Raw genomic sequence first — 16679 nt, forward strand, 5'->3', positions numbered from 1 at the left:
ATATTGTCCCCTTTTTATTCATAAATTTAAATTAGCAAAGAAAAAATAGGGGGCAATATTCTTGAAATTTGTAAAGGCAGGATTTTATTCCCATATCAGAGGAAATTTTTTTCTATATGTGCTGGTGTTAACTGCTCTGATGATTGGCACTACTACAGGGGCCTTTACAGTAAACAATATAACTGACATTCAAAGGGAGCAGATAAGAGAATATATTTCCAAGTTTTATCAAATTGCAAAGACTATAGAACTAAGTCCCGTGCAGATTTTTAAGCAATCTCTTTTAAACAATTTTGTGACAGTCTTTTTGCTCTGGATTTTGGGAGCCACCATAATAGGCATTCCTTTTATATTTCTAATCGTTGGCATGAGAGGTTTTACGTTAGGCTTTTCAATAGGCGTACTGATTAAGGAAATGCAAATGAAGGGAGTACTTCTAACGCTTTTGGGGGTATTGCCTCAGAATATTTTTATACTTTTAGGGATTTTGTTTACTTCAGTTACTGCAATCAATTTTTCTGTATATCTTTTGAAAAATAAAAAATTTTACTTTGAGGAATTAGCTTCCCAATTTATTTCCTACACTTTTGCAATTTATGCAGGCTTTCTGTTTATAATGCTGGGATGCCTGATAGAGTCTTACCTTACCCCGTATGTATTACTTCTTCCTATTTTTTCGCTGTAGAAAAGAAGGAAATTGACGATTTATGTTGAATATTTATAATTAATGAACTTATATAGAAAATTGTAGGGGTAAAAGGGTATGGCTGAAAGCGTGGTTGGGGAGTTTTTGGAGTTTTTAAAGAAAAATAAAAGGCTATCTAAAAATACATTAGAGTCCTATTCCAGAGATGTAGAACAATTTTTAACTTACATGAATGAACATGGGATAAATTTTTGTTCTGCTAAAAAGTCCACCATTGTAAATTACCTTTATTTTCTAAAACAGCAGGGAAAATCCCAGGCTACCATATCTAGAGCTCTTTCTTCAATAAAAGCTTTTTATCACTATTTGTTTGCTAAGAAAAAAATTGAGGAAGACCCCTCTTATGGTATAAATGCCCCCAAAGTAGAAAAAAAGGAGCCTGTTACCTTGACAGTAGAACAAGTAGATATGCTTTTATCTTTTGATTTTGGTAAAGATGAGAAAGGGTTGAGAGATAAAGCGTTGATAGAATTGATGTACGCTTCCGGCCTTAAAGTCTCTGAAGTGATATCTTTGAAGATAGAGGATGTAAATTTGGCCAGTGGCTACATTGTAGTGCGCTCTGGAAAAGAAAGGGTTATTCCTATAGGTTCTTACGCAGTTGCTGCACTTCAGGAATATATTGAAAAAGGAAGAAAACCCAGAAAAGGAGAAAAAGCCCTTTTTCTCAATTTGAGAGGGAAAAGGCTTACAAGGCAGGGATGTTGGAAGATAATAAAAGAATACGCTGACAAAATAAGTCCGGGTTTGCCTTTAACTCCAAACATTTTGAGAAAATCTTTTGCCCAGCACATGCTTCAAAATGGAGCGGATTTAAAGACTGTCCAAGAGATGCTGGGATATGAAGTAAATTTTGGAAATAATTTACTTTCTCTGGTTTCGCGGTCAAAAATGAAAGAAGTTTACAATAAATTTCATCCAAGAGCTTGAAAAGGCATAAAATTCACCCTCCGGTACACAATATAAAATAGCAACGAAGGAGGGTGAATTTTTATGTCAAAAAAGTTTTTAGCATTATTGATAAGCACATTTTTGCTGTTTAATACGGCATATGCGGATGTCATGAATTTAAAAGCAAAATCTGCAATACTTATGGAAGCAGAAACTGGAGAGATTCTATATGAAAAAGATATTCACAAACCTTTGCCTCCTGCTAGTGTGACGAAAGTAATGACTTTGCTCCTTGCGATTGAGGCGATAGATTCAGGGAAGATCAAAGTCACAGACAAAGTGGTCACCAGCAAACACGCTTTTGACATGGGGGGTACTCAAATATACCTTGAGGTAGGAGAAGAAATGACTGTAGACGATTTGATGAAAGCTATTGCGATGAACTCAGCAAATGACGCATCTGTAGCTTTGGCTGAATATATAGCCGGTACAGAGGAAAATTTTGTGGAAATGATGAACAAAAGAGCAAAGGAACTGGGAGCCAAAAATACCACTTTTAAAAACGCTACAGGTCTTCCTGAAGAAGGACATTTAACCACGGTGTATGATATAGCAATGATTTCCAGAGAACTTGTAAAACATCCGTCAATTTTTAAGTATTTGACTAATAAAATTGACTCCTTGAGGAATGGGAAATTCAGCCTTATAAACACAAATAAACTGCTTTGGAGGTACAAAGGAGTTGATGGAATAAAAACAGGTTCTACCTCTGAGGCTCTTTACTGCATGGCTGCAACCGCAAAAAGAGGAGATACCAGGTTGATTGCTGTGGTATTTGGAGCTCCCGATTCGGAGACTAGGTTCAACGAGACGGCTAAATTGCTGGATTACGGGTTTGCAAATTTCGAAACGGTGAAAGTAGCTTCAAAAGGGGAAGTACTAGGAAAGATAAAGGTTTTAAAAGGGAATAAGGAGATGGTAGAGGGAATTTCATTAAAAGATGAATATGTAGTTGTGAAAAAAGGCGAAGGGAAAAATATTAAAAAAGAGGTGGAGCTTAAGAATTTTCTCACTGCTCCTGTAAGTAAAAATAATCCGTTAGGAGTGCTCAAAATCCTGCAGGAAGGAAAACTGATAAAGACAGTTGACATATACCCTGCCACTGATGTGAAGAAGGCGAATTTCTTTGAGAATTTTAATAAGGTGATAAACTACTGGATTAAGAAAGGGAGTTAAGGCGGGCGGGTTTTTATCCCGTCCATTTATTTTTTAGAAAATTATTCTAAAAAAGGAGGATTTTTTAAATTTGTATCGAATATAATAGAGGGAGGTTGATATGAATGGGAGCAAAATTTTCTAAAAAAGACAGCACTTTAGTTGTAAAGATTGAAGGAGAATTGGACCACCATGAGGCGGAGAGAGTAAAAAGGGCAATTGATGAAGAGTATGAAAAGAAGAGCTGTAAGAATATGATTTTTGAGCTAAAAAACCTCACTTTCATGGATAGCTCAGGAATTGGCGTCATAATCGGAAGATACAAAAAAGTAAAAAATAATGGTGGGAAAGTGGCAATTGTAAATGCAAATCAACATTTAAAAAAAGTAATTGAGGTTTCTGGATTGTTGAGAATAATTAAGTGTTATAATAGCCTTGAGGAAGCCATAAAGGACATGTAAGGGGGATAATAAGAATGGAATACAACAACATGATGGAATTGAAATTTTTAAGCAAGTCACAAAATGAATCTTTTGCTAGGACTGTAGTGGCTGCATTCGCCGCGCAGTTGGACCCGACGATTGAAGAGATTGCAGATATAAAGACGGCAGTATCTGAAGCTGTAACCAATTGCATAATTCATGCTTATGAAAATAAAATAGGAATTATTACTATAAGAGCCTTTATCTTGGACAATAAAATCACCATTGAGGTCATAGATGAAGGAAAGGGAATTGAAGATGTAGAAAAAGCCATGCAGCCTCTTTTTACAACTCGTCTGGAGGAAGAAAGAGCTGGAATGGGATTTACAGTCATGCAGACCTTTATGGATGAGCTAGAAGTAGAGTCTACTCCAGGCAAAGGAACTTTAGTGAGAATGACTAAATACATAGGGCGAAATAGATGAGGTGACCATCCCATGAAGGAGGAGGAAAATCTTGAGCTTATAAAGCTTGCAAAAAATAATGACAAAGCTAGTCTTGAAAAATTGATTTTGGAAAACAGCGGCCTTATCTGGAGCATTGTAAAAAAATTTGCTAACAGAGGCTATGAATTAGAAGATTTATATCAAATAGGGTGTATAGGATTTGTAAAGGCTGTGCAGAAGTTTGACGAATCTTACAATGTGAAGTTTTCTACATATGCTGTTCCCATAATAATGGGGGAGATAAAGAGGTTTTTAAGAGATGATGGATTGATAAAAGTCAGTAGGTCTTTGAAAGAACTTTCTTCTAAAGCCTTTTACATGAAAGAAGTGTTGAGCAATGAGCTGAATAGAGAGCCTACTATTAACGAAATTGCAGAAAGGCTCAATGTAACCCCGGAAGAAATTGCTATGGCTTTTGAATCGGCTGCCACAGCGGAATCTCTTTATGACAGCATAAGCCATGAAGAAGAGGACAGGCAGCTTATTGAAATGGTGGGAGATAAAGAAGATAGTGTAGATTTAGAAGAAAAGCTTACACTTCACATGATCATAGACAAGCTAAAACCTAGGGAGAAGCAAGTGATATTTTTGAGGTATTTTAAAGACATGACTCAGACGGAGGTAGCGAACATCCTGGGAATTTCTCAGGTGCAGGTTTCAAGGATAGAGAAAAAAGTTTTGGAAAAGATAAGGAAAGAATTAGAAAAAGTGTAGCATTTGGCATGAATGCTACACTTTTTTTGAATTAATTCAACTTGTTCTTCACATACTAATACTGGCTGGTGAAATGAGATGAAAAAAATTTTAATTGCAATCGCTGTGCTACTTATAATTGTAGCTATTTTTTATCTGCACAGGTCTGGTAAGAAAATACCAGACAGCGCCAATCTAGTGTATAAAGGAGGAGATAGTATGGCTGTGGTGAAGGTCTTAAACGTAGTTGGAGACTCCACAGTAAGCTGGGAAGATGCAATTCACAAAGCTGTTGAAGAAGCCGCTAAAAGCGTTCCGAATATTTCAGGAATAGAAGTCGTAAATCAGACGGCAAATGTTAAAAATGGAAAGATAGTGGAGTATAAAGCCAACATACAGATAGCTTACAGAGCAGATGGACAACTAGATTAACTTTGAGAGCACCGCTTTTGGTGCTCTTTTATGGAAAGGGGAGAAAAATGGAAAGAGATGTAAAAAAAGAGCAGGAATACAAAAACATAGCTCAAAAGTATGAACCAAAACCCACACTCCTGAAAAATGTGGTTATGGCTTTTATTGTAGGAGGGCTGATAAGTGATATAGGCCAATTTTTCTTGAATTTTTACCTTTCAAAGGGATTTTCTATGGAAGATGCCAACACACTGGTGGCAATAACAATGGTGTTTATAGGGGCTTTTTTAACTGGCATAGGAGTATACGATGATATTGGCAAATTTGCGGGAGCTGGCAGCATAGTTCCAATAACGGGTTTTGCGAACTCCATTGTGTCACCTGCAATGGAATTTAAAAGAGAAGGCTTTGTGTTTGGCGCAGCTGCAAAAATGTTTACTATTGCAGGCCCTGTTATAGTTTACGGCGTTAGCACTTCAATATTGATAGGAATAATATACTACTTCCTGAAGTAAAGGGGGAAAAGGCATGGCAGAAAAGAAATTAGGTGCTCAAACAGTAAAATTTAAAAATCCTCCTTCCATAATTGCAGGAGGTACAATTGTAGGTCCAAAAGAGGGAGAAGGTCCTTTGAGAGATTATTTTGACATGATTTTGATAGATGACACGTATGGAGAAAAAAGCTGGGAGAAGGCAGAGTCTAAAATGTTTCAGGATGCCGTGAACTTGGCTCTTAAGAAGGCAAATTTAAAAATTTCTGATATTGACTACCTTTTAGGAGGGGACCTCTTGAATCAGATTATAAGTGCTAATTTTGCGGCAAGGCAGTTAAATGTACCTCACTTTGGGCTTTATGGAGCTTGTTCCACTATGACCGAAGGTTTAACTCTTGGAGCGATGTTAATTGACGGTGGGTATGCGGATTATGTGATAGCCGCTACTTCTAGCCATTTTTCCACCGCAGAAAGGCAGTTTAGGTATCCGCTTGAACAGGGGATTCAAAGGCCTTTCACTTCGCAGTGGACTGTAACTGGAGCTGGTGCAACTATTTTGGCATCTACAGGCGAAGGACCGTATATAACGCATGCTACAACTGGGAAAGTCGTTGACCTCGGCATGAAGGACGCTAATAACATGGGTGCTGCCATGGCACCTGCAGCAGCAGATACTATAATAACTCACTTCAAGGATACGGGATTTACCATAGAAGACTATGACTTAATTATGACAGGAGATATGGGGAGAGTAGGGAGAGACATACTTTTAGAATTGCTTTATAAAGAAGGGTTTGACATTGCCGATAAGTATAAAGACTGCGGGATAGAAATTTTTTATGAGTCTCAGGACGTTCACTCGGGAGGAAGTGGGGCAGCCTGTTCAGCCGTTGTTTTAAATGGATGGTTGCTTTCCCAAATAAGAAATGGAGTATATAAAAAAGTGCTTTTTATGGCAACAGGAGCATTATTATCTCCCACCAGTACCTATCAGGGTGAATCTATTCCAGGGATTGCCCATGCAATAACAATATCTACAATACTTTCTTAGGAGGTAGCTATGGATTATATCAGAGCTTTTTTGATGGGCGGTTTAATTTGTGCCATCGCACAAATTTTGATAGATAAGACAAAATTGACTCCTGCAAGAATACTTGTAACATATGTTACACTTGGAGCTATTCTCGGAGGGATAGGAGTCTATAAAAAATTGATCGACATAGGAGGAGCTGGAGCTACTATTCCTCTTTTAGGTTTTGGGAACTCTTTAGCACAGGGAGTGATAAAGGCCGTAGAAAAGGACGGGTTGATTGGAGCTTTTACTGGAGGACTTACGGCTACAGCAGGAGGGATTTCTGCTGCTATATTTTTCGGATACATTTTTGCTCTCATGTTTAACCCTAAAACTAAGAAATAGAGTCTTAGTTTCGGTTTGTTGACAAAATTAGAGAAGTGGCATTTTGTGTGTAAATGCGACTTGTTACAAAGCGGTAACAAAACTTAGCGAGCTTGAGGAGCGAAGGCGGGGCGAGCGAAAGCGAGCGGCCACGTTGAGCCTGAAAGGCGAATTGGCCGGGACCCCGCCTAAGCCCTCAAGCGAGCCATAGTTTTGTCGCTTTGTAACTCTGGAGCATTAACACAAAATGCCACTTAAATGAGAGGGTCTTTGTCAACAGTCTAAAACTAAGAAGTAGAGTCTTAGTTTTAGCTTTTTTTTATTTTAGGCTGTGATATAATATAAAGAGTAAGGGGAAATTTAGGTAAAAAGGGTGGTTGTTTGCGCATACAAATTGAAGGCAAAGAATTGATCTCATATTTAAAAGAAATTTCACAAAAAGTAGGTGTAAAGTCATATATAGTTGGAGGGGTTGTGAGGGATTTTTTACTAGGGGTTGAAAACTGGGACATCGATGTAGTAGTAGAGGGAAATGGAATAGATTTTGCTTATGAGTTAAATGAATATATAAAGGGCGAATTGATAGAATATCCAGCTTTTAAAACTGCTACTATTAAAAAAAGTGGCATTTCAATCGATGTAATTTCTGCCAGAAGAGAATATTACGATTATCCAGCAGCCTTGCCCAGGATTGAATTTGCTGATATATATGAAGATATGAGAAGAAGAGACTTCACTATTAACACTTTGGCTTACGATGTGCTGGAGGAAAAGATACTTGACTATTTTGGGGGAATCGAAGATTTAAAAAAAGGGATAATAAGGGTTCTCCATGAAAAGAGCTTTATAGATGACCCCACGAGGATATTTAGGGCTATAAGATATTCTGTGAGATATTCTTTTGAAATTGAAGCTAATACAGAGGCTTTGATGAAAGATTCCATAAAAAATATTTCCCTCTTATCAGAAGACAGGATAAGGAATGAACTTTTTTTAATACTAAAAGAACCTAAAGCAAAGGAAATGATAGAAAAAGTTATAGAATATGGGATTGATAAAGTAATCTTTAAAGATGTTCCTGTAAATGTAGATAAGCTAGATGTTTTTGTTGAAGATTTAGACTTAAGTTTATTCCGTCTTCTAATATTGTTTTATAAAATTGCTGAAAAAGACGTGGAGAAAGTGCAGAAGGCTTTAAAGTTGAACAAAGAACATTTGAAAGCTCTTAGAGAACTGATTTTTCTAAGGGAAGAGATAAAATACAGAAGGTGGATTAGAAAATTAAGAGAAACATTGGAAAGCGCTAGAAATGAAGTGCTGAAAGTTCTCGAAGTCATGGAAGGAGATAAGGCGAAAAAAATAATTGAAAGCAAGCCTTATATAAAAGGAAAAGACATTAAAAACTTGGGAGTTTCACCTGGCCCTTTATACGGAGAATTGCTGGATGAGGTATTTAAAGCTAAACTTGAAGGAAGACTGAAAAGCAAAGAAGAAGAGATTTCGTTTGTAAAGAACATCTTACGAGTTGGAAAGGAGAATACAAGTTGCTGCTAGATTTTATATACAGAATTCCAGCTTTGCTTTTGGCGATGAGTTTTCACGAGTTCAGCCATGGATATGTGGCTGACAGGCTAGGAGACCCTACTCCGCGGCAAAGCGGAAGGCTAACGTTAAATCCTATAGCTCACATAGACCCCATTGGACTTTTAATGCTCTGGATTTTAAAGTTTGGATGGGCGAAGCCTGTTCCAATAAATCCGCTTTACTTCAAGGATAGAAGAAAGGGAGTGTTTCTCGTAGCTTTGGCAGGCCCCTTGTCTAATGTTTTACTAGCGATCGTCACCAGGATTTTATTAGTGCCATTTGGGCATGTCCCTGTTCTGGCACCCATACTATATTTACTGTACGTTTACAATTTAATTTTTGCTGCTTTTAATATAATTCCCGTTCCTCCTTTAGACGGTTCAAAAGTGCTGTGGAGCTTGCTTCCTCCAAGGGAGGCTTATGTAATTTCCCAGTATGAAATGTACGGACAGGTCCTCCTGCTTGTCTTAGTATTTACAGGAATTATTGGCAAAGTTATGTGGCCTCTCATAAACGGACTTGACTATTTCATAACTCTCTTACTAAAACCTTTTGGGGTGTAGAAATGTACACAGTAAAACTAGAAATTTTTGAAGGACCTTTTGATCTTTTGTTTCATTTGATTGAAAAAAACGAAATAGATTTGATGGACATTCCCATATCTATAATATTAGACCAATATATGGAGTACATAAGAAGTCTGCAAGAAATGGACCTTGACGTAGCTTCGGAATTTATAGTGATGGCTGCTACGCTGGTGGAAATCAAGTCGAGGATGCTTCTACCGAAATTTAGATTGGAAGAAGAAGCAGAAAAAATAGAAGAGGACCCGAGAGAAGAACTTGTAAAGCAACTTATAGAGTACAAAAAATACAAAGAAATTGCGCAGCTTTTAAGCGGAATTTGCGGGATAAACCGCAGGTTTTTTAAAGAGGAGCCAGATTTAAATTATATAGACAAAAGAGTAGCTTTAAACTATTCGGTTGAAGATATAGTAAATGTGTACAGAAAAATTCTTGAAAGAAATAAAGAAAAAGAAAATAAAATTGAGATAAAGAAGGAAGAATATACAGTAGTAAGCAAAATTAAAGAACTGCTGACCTATCTTGTGAAAAAGCCTGCTCTATGGTTTAGTGAAATTGTAAGAAAAAGTAGAAGCAAGTTAGAAGTGGTGGTATCTTTTGTTGCCCTTTTAGAGCTCATAAAACTAAACAGAGTAGCGGCAGAGCAGCAAACAGCTTATGGGGATATATTTATTAGATTTTTAGGAAGAGAAGGGAGAAAACATGACCCAGGAAGGCAAGATTGAAGCTATCCTCTTTGCAGCAGGACAAGCAGTAAAAATAAGGACTCTTGCAGAAGCATTAGAAGTTACTGAAGAAGAAGTAAGGGAGTTGCTTAAAAGGTTAAAGGAAGAATATGTAAAGAATCATAGAGGAATAGACATAGTGATTTTTGAAGATAAAGTTGAGATGTGCACTAACGATTCGTACGGAGACATTGTAAGAAAGGCTTTGAAGATGGAAATAACCCAAGGGTTATCTCAGGCAGCTCTAGAGGTTTTAGCGATAATTGCCTATAACCAGCCTATTACAAAAGCAGAAATTGAAAGAATAAGAGGAGTAAGAAGTGATAAACCTATCAATACCTTATTGGAATACAATTTGATAAAAGAAAGCGGAAGAGCTTCATCTCCAGGTAGACCTATTCTCTATTCAACTACAGAGGATTTTTTGAAATACTTTGGCATATCTTCTTTAAAAGAATTGCCCGAAATTGAACCTACTTCTTAGTTTTACGGGCATTTTATAGAGGTGGAATGATGAAATATATATCTTTTGGCCTTCTAGTTTTTATTTTTTTAGTTGCCTTATATTTTTTGCCTCTCAAAGTGAAAGTCAAAAGCAGGAAAGAAGGAGGAACTATTTCCCTGGAAATAGAAATAAATATATTTTTTGTAAAAATATTGAGATTTAATTTGCATTCTTTTGAAGGCAGTAAGAGTAGCGTTTTGAAAGTTCTGGGGATAAATTTAAATATAGAAAAAAGAGGGAAAGACCTTTACAAGAAAAGTGGAGAGAGTTTAGGAATAAGTGCAAAAAACATGGATTTTTTTGAAATTTTGAGGATTTTTAAAGATATGCTAAAAGGAACTGTAGTATATAGATTTTACCTTGCCATAAAGGTTGGACTGGAAGATGCAGCTTACACAGCTATTCTGACAGGTTCGCTGTGGGGAATGGTATACACAGCCATTATGCCCTTTTATAACAACGCAAAATTTTTAAACCCTCCAGAGGTGCATATCATGCCTATCTATGGAGAAAACAGAGTAGAGGGAGATTTAATTTGCATATTTAAGACGAGGTGTGGTAATATTATTATTAATGGAATGAAGTTGTGGAATAATTTAAAGGGGAGGTGAAAAGATGAGTGACCACCCAATAGATGCCCTGATGAAAACCACAATGGAAAGCTTAAAGGACATGATTGATGTAAATACTATCGTAGGAGATGCAGTAGAGACTCCTGATGGAACTATAATAATTCCAATTTCAAGGGTCACTTTTGGTTTTGCTGCAGGAGGAGGAGAGATAAACCTTTCTAAAGGAGATAAAAAAGGCACTGACCAAGAATCTTCTCAGAGTATGCCTTTTGCTGGAGGGAGCGGAGCAGGAGTATCTGTACAGCCGGTGGCGTTCATGGTAGTAGGACAAGGACAAATTAGGCTTTTACCTGTCACTCAGAGCGCTATGTTAGAGAGAATTATAGATTTGACTCCTAAACTTTTAGAAGAAATTCAGAATCTCTTTAGTAAGGGGAAAACGGCAAAAAAACCTCAGAGTCAAATCATTACTACTGGAAATGATGTTTAAAAGTGGGGGAACCCACTTTTTTGTATATACAGGGGAGTTGAAATATGAAGAAATATTTTTCTTTGCTTTTAATTTTGATGTTTTTTGTCACTTTTTCTAAGGTTTATGGAAGTGATATTCCCTCTGTTTCTGCGAAGGCTGCTATAGTTATGGACCAGAATACAGGTAGAGTCTTGTATGAAAAGAATGCCCATTTGAAATTACCAATGGCCAGCACTACTAAAATAATGACGCTTCTTATAGCTTTAGAGAGAGGAAATTTAAATGACATTGTGACGGTGAGTCAAAAGGCAGCGAGTGTGGGAGGTTCTTCTATCTGGCTTTCTCCTGGAGAAAAAATAGATATGGAAAGCCTGCTCTACGGTATCATGTTAAATTCAGGAAATGACGCTGCGACTGCTATAGCGGAACATATTGGAGGAACTGTAGAGAATTTTGTTGAGATGATGAATCAAAAGGCGAAAGAGATAGGGGCTTACAATACACATTTTGTAACGCCATCAGGGCTTGACATTGGCATTGATGACCATTACACGACTGCTTATGACCTGGCACTCATAACAAGATATGCTTTTTTAAATTATCCTAAATTTGCAGAGATTGTGTCAACAAAAGAAAAGACGATTCCATGTGAAGGAAAAGAGTGGGACAGGTATTTGAGAAATAAAAATAAGCTTTTGTGGATATACGAAGGAGCTGATGGCGTAAAGACAGGATTTACTAATAAAGCTGGAAGGTGCCTTGTTTCTTCGGCTACCAGAGAGGGGCGGAGGTTTATTGCAGTAGTTTTAAACAGTCCCCCTATGTGGGAAGACTCCATGAAAATTCTAGATTACGCATTTTCTAGATTCAAGCCTTTTAAGGTATTTGAAAGAAATGATGTGGTGAAAAAGGTAAAAGTGGAAAAAGGAAAAATAGAAGAAATTGAAGTTGCAGTAGAAAAAGATTGTATCATACCTGTCTCTGAGGAAGAAATTGGGAAAGTTAATCTAGAGTTTCACATTCCTGATAAGTTAGAAGCTCCAATCAAAAAAGGGGAAAAAATAGGGCATGTAGTTGTAAAAATAGGGGAGGAGAAAGTCTGCGAGGTTAATTGCCTTTCTTTTCAAGAAGTGGATAGGCAAGATTTTGTGTACAATTTTAAAAGGATAATAAAAAAGTGGATTGAAATTTTTAACCCCTCTTGACTTTTCAAGAGGGGTTTTATTTTGTAATAGTTTTGAACCTCCGAGAATATTTTATTAATGTAAAAATCGGAGGTGAACAAATTGGCAAATAGGCTGGAATGCGTAGATGCAGGGACAGAATATTGCCCCTGCTACTTGGCTGAACTTAATGAATGCATAGTGTGCTCTCAACTTCAGGGAAAGAAATTTTGCGATTGCAATTGGAGGGGTGTATGCATTTTTCAGGAATTTGTGTGGGCTGGTTACAAGGCAAAGGCCACTAGGAGTACCGTTTTTTCTAAAGTTGTAAAGAGGGAAGAGATAAACGACGAGGTGATAGTTCTTACTCTCAAAGTGCCCAATAAAATGGCTAGGGACCTGAATGAACCTGGTTCTTTTGTTTTTATAAGAGGCTATTTGAGTCCTTCTTTTTTCGACACACCTATGTCTGTAATGTGGGCAGACGAGGTGGAGGGAATTATTAAGATAGCTGTTCAGGTAACTGGACCTAAGACAAAGCTTATTGCTAACGCGAAAGAGGGGCAAGAGGTGTACATAAGAGGACCTTACTGGAATGGGATGTTTGGTCACAGGTACATAAAAGGGACACATAATTCTAAGGCTTTAGTAGTTTTAAGAGGGATTGCTCAAGCACCTGGAGTGATTGTAATCTTAAAACTAATTCAAAATAAAAACAAAGTCATCGTACTTTTGGATAAAGGAAAAGTTAAGGCCAATTTTATAAAAGAGTACCTTGAAAAATTTGACATAACTTTTATAGAGACAGACCTTTTAACAGAAGAAGGGCAGAGGATTCTAAAAGAATTCATAAAGGACAAAGAGATCACTGTTGTCTACAGCGGAGGGTCTGATGAACAGCATCTAAACATTTTAGAGTATTTAGATACATACAACAGTGAAGCGTATTTAGCTGTGTCTAATAATAACAAGATATGCTGCGGAGAAGGGATATGTGGGAGCTGTGAAATTGAAATAGAGGGACAAAAGATGAGAACCTGTAAAGTCCAGGTAGATATAAGAAAAGCATTGGAAAGGAAGATGCTGCGTGGTTAAAGTGGTGGTCATTGGTGGAGGATGGGCAGGATGTGCTGCTGCCTTGGCGGCGAGGAAAGCCGGTGCAGAGGTTGTGTTATTAGAAAAAACTGACATGCTTTTAGGGTGTGGTTTGGTTGGAGGGATAATGAGGAACAACGGCAGATACACTGCTGCGGAGGAATTGATATATTTAGGTTGCAACGAACTTATAGAAATAACTGACAAAGCTGCTAGACACGTAAACGTCAATTTTCCAGGGCATCGCCATGCCAGCCTTTACGACGTGACAATGGTAGAGCCGATGGTTAAAGAGATGTTGCTTAAAAAGGATGTGACGATAAAACTGATGGCCAGAGCTACTGATGTGGTGATGGAAAGCAAAAGGCGGATAAAAGGAATAGTGCTAGCAGATGACACTGTAGAGTATGGAGATGTCTTTGTAGAAGCTACAGGTTCCACGGGACCTATGGGTAACTGCTTAAGATATGGAAATGGATGTGCTATGTGTATTTTGCGCTGCCCTTCCTTTGGACCTCGCATAAGCATAAGTTATAGGGCAGGTGTAGAGGACATCTTAGGAATGAGGGCAGATGAGGTATACGGTGCTTTTAGCGGCTCTACCAAGCTTAGCAAAGAATCTCTAAGTCCCTGAAATAAGAGAAAGGCTTGAAAAAGAGGGTGTAGTAATATTGCCTGTTCCGAAGGAAGATGTCAATATGGAAAAATTAAATTTAAAGGTATGTCAACAATACGCATTGCCAGAATACGCAGAAAATGTTATACTATTAGATACTGGATATGTGAAATTGATGACTCCTTTTTATCCTTTGGAAAAGCTAAGAAAAATTCCTGGGCTTGAGAGGGCAAGATATGACGACCCTTACTCTGGAGGCAAAGGAAATTCAGTCAGGTATCTCTCTATGGCCCCTAGAGATAACTCTATGAGAGTGATAGGCCTGGATAACCTACTTTGTGCAGGGGAAAAATCAGGCCTTTTCACAGGCCATACAGAAGCCATGGTTACTGGATGTCTTGCAGGACACAACAGCGTGAGGGTTGCCCTAGGGATGCCTACTTTAGAGCTTCCTAGGAATCTAGCCTCAGGGGATTTAATTGCCTACGCAAATGAAAGTATAAGGACTAAAGAGGGCCTCAAGAAAAGATATACTTTTGCAGGTGCGGAGTACTTTGAAAGGATGAAACAACTTGGCCTTTACACCACTGACACGGAAGCAATAAAGAAGAAAGTTATGAAAGATAACTTGTTAGGAATTTACGAAGAAAAATTGGTGTAAAATAAAATAGGGTGACAACAAATGGTAAGATTGCAAAAATACCTAGCAGAATGTGGTATAGCTTCAAGGAGAAAATGTGAGGAGTATATCTTACAAGGACGGGTAAAAGTAAATGGAAAAGTTGTGAAAGAATTAGGTACAAAAATAGACCCGGATGTTGACATAATCGAATTTGATGATAAAATTGTGAGAAGAGAAGAAAAGAAAGTGTATATAATGCTCTACAAGCCAGCAGGATATATCACTTCTGTAAAGGACCCTTTTGGCAGACCTACTGTTTTGGACCTAGTGAAGGTAAAAGAAAGGATATATCCTGTTGGCCGTCTTGACTTTGATACTTCTGGTTTGCTTCTTCTTACAAACGACGGAGAATTGGCAAATATATTGATGCACCCAAAACACGAAATAGTCAAGACTTATGTGGCCAAGATTAAAGGGATTCCTACAAAAGAAGAAATGGAAAGGTTTGAAAATGGGTTGATTATTGACGGAAGGAAAACGGCAAAAGCTAAAATACGCATTTTGAATGTAAAAAATGGGACAAGCGTGGTTGAGATACAGATCCACGAAGGGAGAAACAGACAAGTGAAAAAGATGTGTAAAGCGATTGGACATCCTGTCATAGCTCTTAAAAGGACAAAGATAGGTGAACTAGAATTAAAAGGTTTAAAGCCGGGAGAATGGCGTTATTTAACAGAAGATGAGATAAGATATTTAAAAAGCCTGAGGTGAATTATGTTTCATTTGAGATTTGCCAAAAGAGAAGACTTTCCCAAAATTGAAAAATTGGCAAAAGAATGTGGGGTAACTTCCGATTTGGATTTTTTGAGTGAAATTTTTATGATTGCAGAAGATTCTATTCCTTTTGGATTTATTTCTATGAGTATAAAAGATGATACAGTTTATATAACCAATTTTGTGCTGCTTCCTTCTCATAGAGACAAAAATCTTGAAAATTTGATAATAAGAGTGATATTAAACCACGCTTTAGACATGGGGCTTGAAAGGGCAGCTACTGACCTTAAGGCTTGGGAGGATTTTTTTTGTGAGATTGGCTTTGTGAGAGAAGGAAATTTTCAAGTTGTCAATTTAAAAAATTTTTTTAAAGAATAAAAATTACTGGAGGTGCTTTTGGTGGAACTTTGGTTTACAGAACATCAAGATGAAAATTTGAGGTTTTCTATTAAGGTAAAGGAGACGCTAGTTGTTGAAAAAACTCCTTATCAGCATCTAGCAATTTTGGACAGCTATCAATTTGGGAGGGTTTTAGTACTGGATGGAATCCTCCAGACTACGGAAAAAGACGAATTTGTGTACCATGAAATGATAGTCCATGTGCCTTTATTTACCCATAAAAATCCTAAAGATGTGCTTATAATAGGAGGAGGAGATGGAGGCTCAGTAAGGGAGGTTTTGAAGCATTCATCTGTTGAGAGGGTTGTTTTGGCTGAAATTGATGAGGCAGTTATAAGAAACTCAAAAAAATATTTGCCTACCATAAGCAGTGCTCTAGATGACCCCAGAGTAGAAATAATGATTGGAGATGGGATAAAATATGTCAATGAGCATAAAAACGAATTTGATGTAGTAATTGTTGACTCCACTGACCCAATAGGGCCTGCAGTAGGACTTTTTACTTCAGACTTTTACAGAGCTGTATACGAGTGCCTCAGAGAAGATGGAATTATTGTAGCTCAAACAGAATCGCCTTTTATATACGGAAAACTGATTAACAAAATAAGCAAGATGTTCAAGGAGATTTATCCGATAACAAAAGCTTACATTGCTACAGTTCCCACATATCCCGGTAGCTTGTGGACATTTACAATGGGTTCTAAAAAATATGACCCAGAGGAAGTCGATATAAATTCTATACCTAGAATTCAAACCAAGTATTATACACCGGAAATCCATAAGGCGGCTTTTGTGCTTCCTAAATTTGTAAAAGATATTTTTGATGAGGTGTAA

General features: G+C 37.4%; 21 protein-coding genes and 1 pseudogene. All 22 read left to right on the forward strand.

Annotated elements, in window-relative coordinates; translation table 11 throughout:
• Positions 1 to 61: 61 nt before the first annotated feature.
• The 22 genes and pseudogenes from spoIIM (at position 62) to speE (ending at position 16679) form a co-directional block, all read left to right on the forward strand.
• Positions 62 to 685, forward strand: coding sequence for a stage II sporulation protein M (spoIIM, locus tag TTE_RS06255; RefSeq protein WP_009610248.1), 624 nt, complete (start codon positions 62 to 64; stop codon positions 683 to 685).
• 78 nt (positions 686 to 763) lie between these two features.
• Entirely contained in the window at positions 764 to 1636 is an 873-nt protein-coding gene (gene xerD / locus TTE_RS06260; protein ID WP_011025620.1) for a site-specific tyrosine recombinase XerD, read from the forward strand.
• Between the two features lie 63 nt (positions 1637 to 1699).
• Positions 1700 to 2833, forward strand: coding sequence for a D-alanyl-D-alanine carboxypeptidase family protein (locus tag TTE_RS06265; RefSeq protein WP_011025621.1), 1134 nt, complete (start codon positions 1700 to 1702; stop codon positions 2831 to 2833).
• Between the two features lie 104 nt (positions 2834 to 2937).
• A complete protein-coding gene (gene spoIIAA, locus TTE_RS06270) occupies positions 2938 to 3273 on the forward strand; it encodes an anti-sigma F factor antagonist (protein WP_011025622.1) in 336 nt (111 codons plus the stop codon).
• A 14-nt stretch (positions 3274 to 3287) separates the two neighbouring features.
• The gene (gene spoIIAB / locus TTE_RS06275; protein WP_011025623.1) at positions 3288 to 3719 is read left to right on the forward strand and encodes an anti-sigma F factor; all 432 of its coding nucleotides are present in this window, start codon (positions 3288 to 3290) and stop codon (positions 3717 to 3719) included.
• 12 nt (positions 3720 to 3731) lie between these two features.
• Complete coding sequence (gene sigF, locus TTE_RS06280; protein WP_011025624.1) at positions 3732 to 4454, forward strand: RNA polymerase sporulation sigma factor SigF; 723 nt, start codon at positions 3732 to 3734, stop codon at positions 4452 to 4454.
• Positions 4455 to 4532: 78 nt separating this feature from the next.
• A complete protein-coding gene (locus TTE_RS14090; RefSeq protein ID WP_011025625.1) occupies positions 4533 to 4865 on the forward strand; it encodes a dodecin family protein in 333 nt (110 codons plus the stop codon).
• 47 nt (positions 4866 to 4912) lie between these two features.
• Entirely contained in the window at positions 4913 to 5359 is a 447-nt protein-coding gene (gene spoVAC, locus TTE_RS06290; RefSeq protein WP_011025626.1) for a stage V sporulation protein AC, read from the forward strand.
• Positions 5360 to 5372: 13 nt separating this feature from the next.
• Positions 5373 to 6389: a stage V sporulation protein AD gene (spoVAD, locus tag TTE_RS06295; protein ID WP_009610273.1), complete on the forward strand. Its 1017-nt coding sequence runs from the start codon at positions 5373 to 5375 to the stop codon at positions 6387 to 6389.
• A 9-nt stretch (positions 6390 to 6398) separates the two neighbouring features.
• Positions 6399 to 6755: a stage V sporulation protein AE gene (gene spoVAE, locus TTE_RS06300; protein WP_011025627.1), complete on the forward strand. Its 357-nt coding sequence runs from the start codon at positions 6399 to 6401 to the stop codon at positions 6753 to 6755.
• 360 nt (positions 6756 to 7115) lie between these two features.
• Positions 7116 to 8288: a CCA tRNA nucleotidyltransferase gene (locus TTE_RS06305; protein WP_009610258.1), complete on the forward strand. Its 1173-nt coding sequence runs from the start codon at positions 7116 to 7118 to the stop codon at positions 8286 to 8288.
• A 35-nt stretch (positions 8289 to 8323) separates the two neighbouring features.
• Positions 8324 to 8881, forward strand: coding sequence for a site-2 protease family protein (locus TTE_RS06310; protein WP_009610270.1), 558 nt, complete (start codon positions 8324 to 8326; stop codon positions 8879 to 8881).
• Positions 8882 to 8883: 2 nt separating this feature from the next.
• Positions 8884 to 9627 (forward strand): segregation and condensation protein A, encoded by a 744-nt coding sequence (locus TTE_RS06315; protein ID WP_009610254.1) that lies wholly within the window; start codon positions 8884 to 8886, stop codon positions 9625 to 9627.
• On the forward strand, positions 9605 to 10111 hold the full coding sequence (gene scpB, locus TTE_RS06320; protein WP_011025629.1) for an SMC-Scp complex subunit ScpB: 507 nt from the start codon (positions 9605 to 9607) through the stop codon (positions 10109 to 10111). Before TTE_RS06315 ends, scpB begins: the two co-directional genes overlap by 23 nt.
• Before the next feature lie 26 nt (positions 10112 to 10137).
• On the forward strand, positions 10138 to 10743 hold the full coding sequence (locus TTE_RS06325; protein WP_226990176.1) for a DUF2953 domain-containing protein: 606 nt from the start codon (positions 10138 to 10140) through the stop codon (positions 10741 to 10743).
• A 4-nt stretch (positions 10744 to 10747) separates the two neighbouring features.
• On the forward strand, positions 10748 to 11194 hold the full coding sequence (ytfJ, locus tag TTE_RS06330; protein WP_011025631.1) for a GerW family sporulation protein: 447 nt from the start codon (positions 10748 to 10750) through the stop codon (positions 11192 to 11194).
• A 44-nt stretch (positions 11195 to 11238) separates the two neighbouring features.
• Positions 11239 to 12381, forward strand: coding sequence for a D-alanyl-D-alanine carboxypeptidase family protein (locus TTE_RS06335; RefSeq protein WP_011025632.1), 1143 nt, complete (start codon positions 11239 to 11241; stop codon positions 12379 to 12381).
• Between the two features lie 81 nt (positions 12382 to 12462).
• The gene (locus TTE_RS06340; protein ID WP_041587155.1) at positions 12463 to 13434 is read left to right on the forward strand and encodes a sulfide/dihydroorotate dehydrogenase-like FAD/NAD-binding protein; all 972 of its coding nucleotides are present in this window, start codon (positions 12463 to 12465) and stop codon (positions 13432 to 13434) included.
• Positions 13427 to 14711, forward strand: a pseudogene (locus tag TTE_RS06345) (FAD-dependent oxidoreductase). Before TTE_RS06340 ends, TTE_RS06345 begins: the two are co-directional and overlap by 8 nt.
• Positions 14712 to 14732: 21 nt before the next feature.
• The gene (locus TTE_RS06350; protein WP_009610272.1) at positions 14733 to 15443 is read left to right on the forward strand and encodes a pseudouridine synthase; all 711 of its coding nucleotides are present in this window, start codon (positions 14733 to 14735) and stop codon (positions 15441 to 15443) included.
• Between the two features lie 3 nt (positions 15444 to 15446).
• Entirely contained in the window at positions 15447 to 15824 is a 378-nt protein-coding gene (locus TTE_RS06355) for a GNAT family N-acetyltransferase (RefSeq protein WP_011025634.1), read from the forward strand.
• 21 nt (positions 15825 to 15845) lie between these two features.
• Positions 15846 to 16679 carry a polyamine aminopropyltransferase gene (gene speE, locus TTE_RS06360; RefSeq protein ID WP_009610268.1) on the forward strand — a complete coding sequence of 278 codons (834 nt, stop codon included), beginning with the start codon at positions 15846 to 15848 and terminating at the stop codon, positions 16677 to 16679.

The sequence above is a fragment of the Caldanaerobacter subterraneus subsp. tengcongensis MB4 genome, from assembly GCF_000007085.1.
Taxonomy (GTDB): domain Bacteria; phylum Bacillota; class Thermoanaerobacteria; order Thermoanaerobacterales; family Thermoanaerobacteraceae; genus Thermoanaerobacter; species Thermoanaerobacter subterraneus.

Bases quoted from the DNA above. Each gene is read 5' to 3' on its own strand.
- xerD (WP_011025620.1), top strand. From the start codon at position 764: ATGGCTGAAAGCGTGGTTGGGGAGTTTTTGGAGTTTTTAAAGAAAAAT.
- TTE_RS06265 (WP_011025621.1), top strand. From the start codon at position 1,700: ATGTCAAAAAAGTTTTTAGCATTATTGATAAGCACATTTTTGCTGTTT.
- spoIIAA (WP_011025622.1), top strand. From the start codon at position 2,938: ATGGGAGCAAAATTTTCTAAAAAAGACAGCACTTTAGTTGTAAAGATT.
- spoIIAB (WP_011025623.1), top strand. From the start codon at position 3,288: ATGGAATACAACAACATGATGGAATTGAAATTTTTAAGCAAGTCACAA.
- sigF (WP_011025624.1), top strand. From the start codon at position 3,732: ATGAAGGAGGAGGAAAATCTTGAGCTTATAAAGCTTGCAAAAAATAAT.
- TTE_RS14090 (WP_011025625.1), top strand. From the start codon at position 4,533: ATGAAAAAAATTTTAATTGCAATCGCTGTGCTACTTATAATTGTAGCT.
- spoVAC (WP_011025626.1), top strand. From the start codon at position 4,913: ATGGAAAGAGATGTAAAAAAAGAGCAGGAATACAAAAACATAGCTCAA.
- spoVAD (WP_009610273.1), top strand. From the start codon at position 5,373: ATGGCAGAAAAGAAATTAGGTGCTCAAACAGTAAAATTTAAAAATCCT.
- spoVAE (WP_011025627.1), top strand. From the start codon at position 6,399: ATGGATTATATCAGAGCTTTTTTGATGGGCGGTTTAATTTGTGCCATC.
- TTE_RS06310 (WP_009610270.1), top strand. From the start codon at position 8,324: ATGAGTTTTCACGAGTTCAGCCATGGATATGTGGCTGACAGGCTAGGA.
- TTE_RS06315 (WP_009610254.1), top strand. From the start codon at position 8,884: ATGTACACAGTAAAACTAGAAATTTTTGAAGGACCTTTTGATCTTTTG.
- scpB (WP_011025629.1), top strand. From the start codon at position 9,605: ATGACCCAGGAAGGCAAGATTGAAGCTATCCTCTTTGCAGCAGGACAA.
- TTE_RS06325 (WP_226990176.1), top strand. From the start codon at position 10,138: ATGATGAAATATATATCTTTTGGCCTTCTAGTTTTTATTTTTTTAGTT.
- ytfJ (WP_011025631.1), top strand. From the start codon at position 10,748: ATGAGTGACCACCCAATAGATGCCCTGATGAAAACCACAATGGAAAGC.
- TTE_RS06335 (WP_011025632.1), top strand. From the start codon at position 11,239: ATGAAGAAATATTTTTCTTTGCTTTTAATTTTGATGTTTTTTGTCACT.
- TTE_RS06350 (WP_009610272.1), top strand. From the start codon at position 14,733: ATGGTAAGATTGCAAAAATACCTAGCAGAATGTGGTATAGCTTCAAGG.
- TTE_RS06355 (WP_011025634.1), top strand. From the start codon at position 15,447: ATGTTTCATTTGAGATTTGCCAAAAGAGAAGACTTTCCCAAAATTGAA.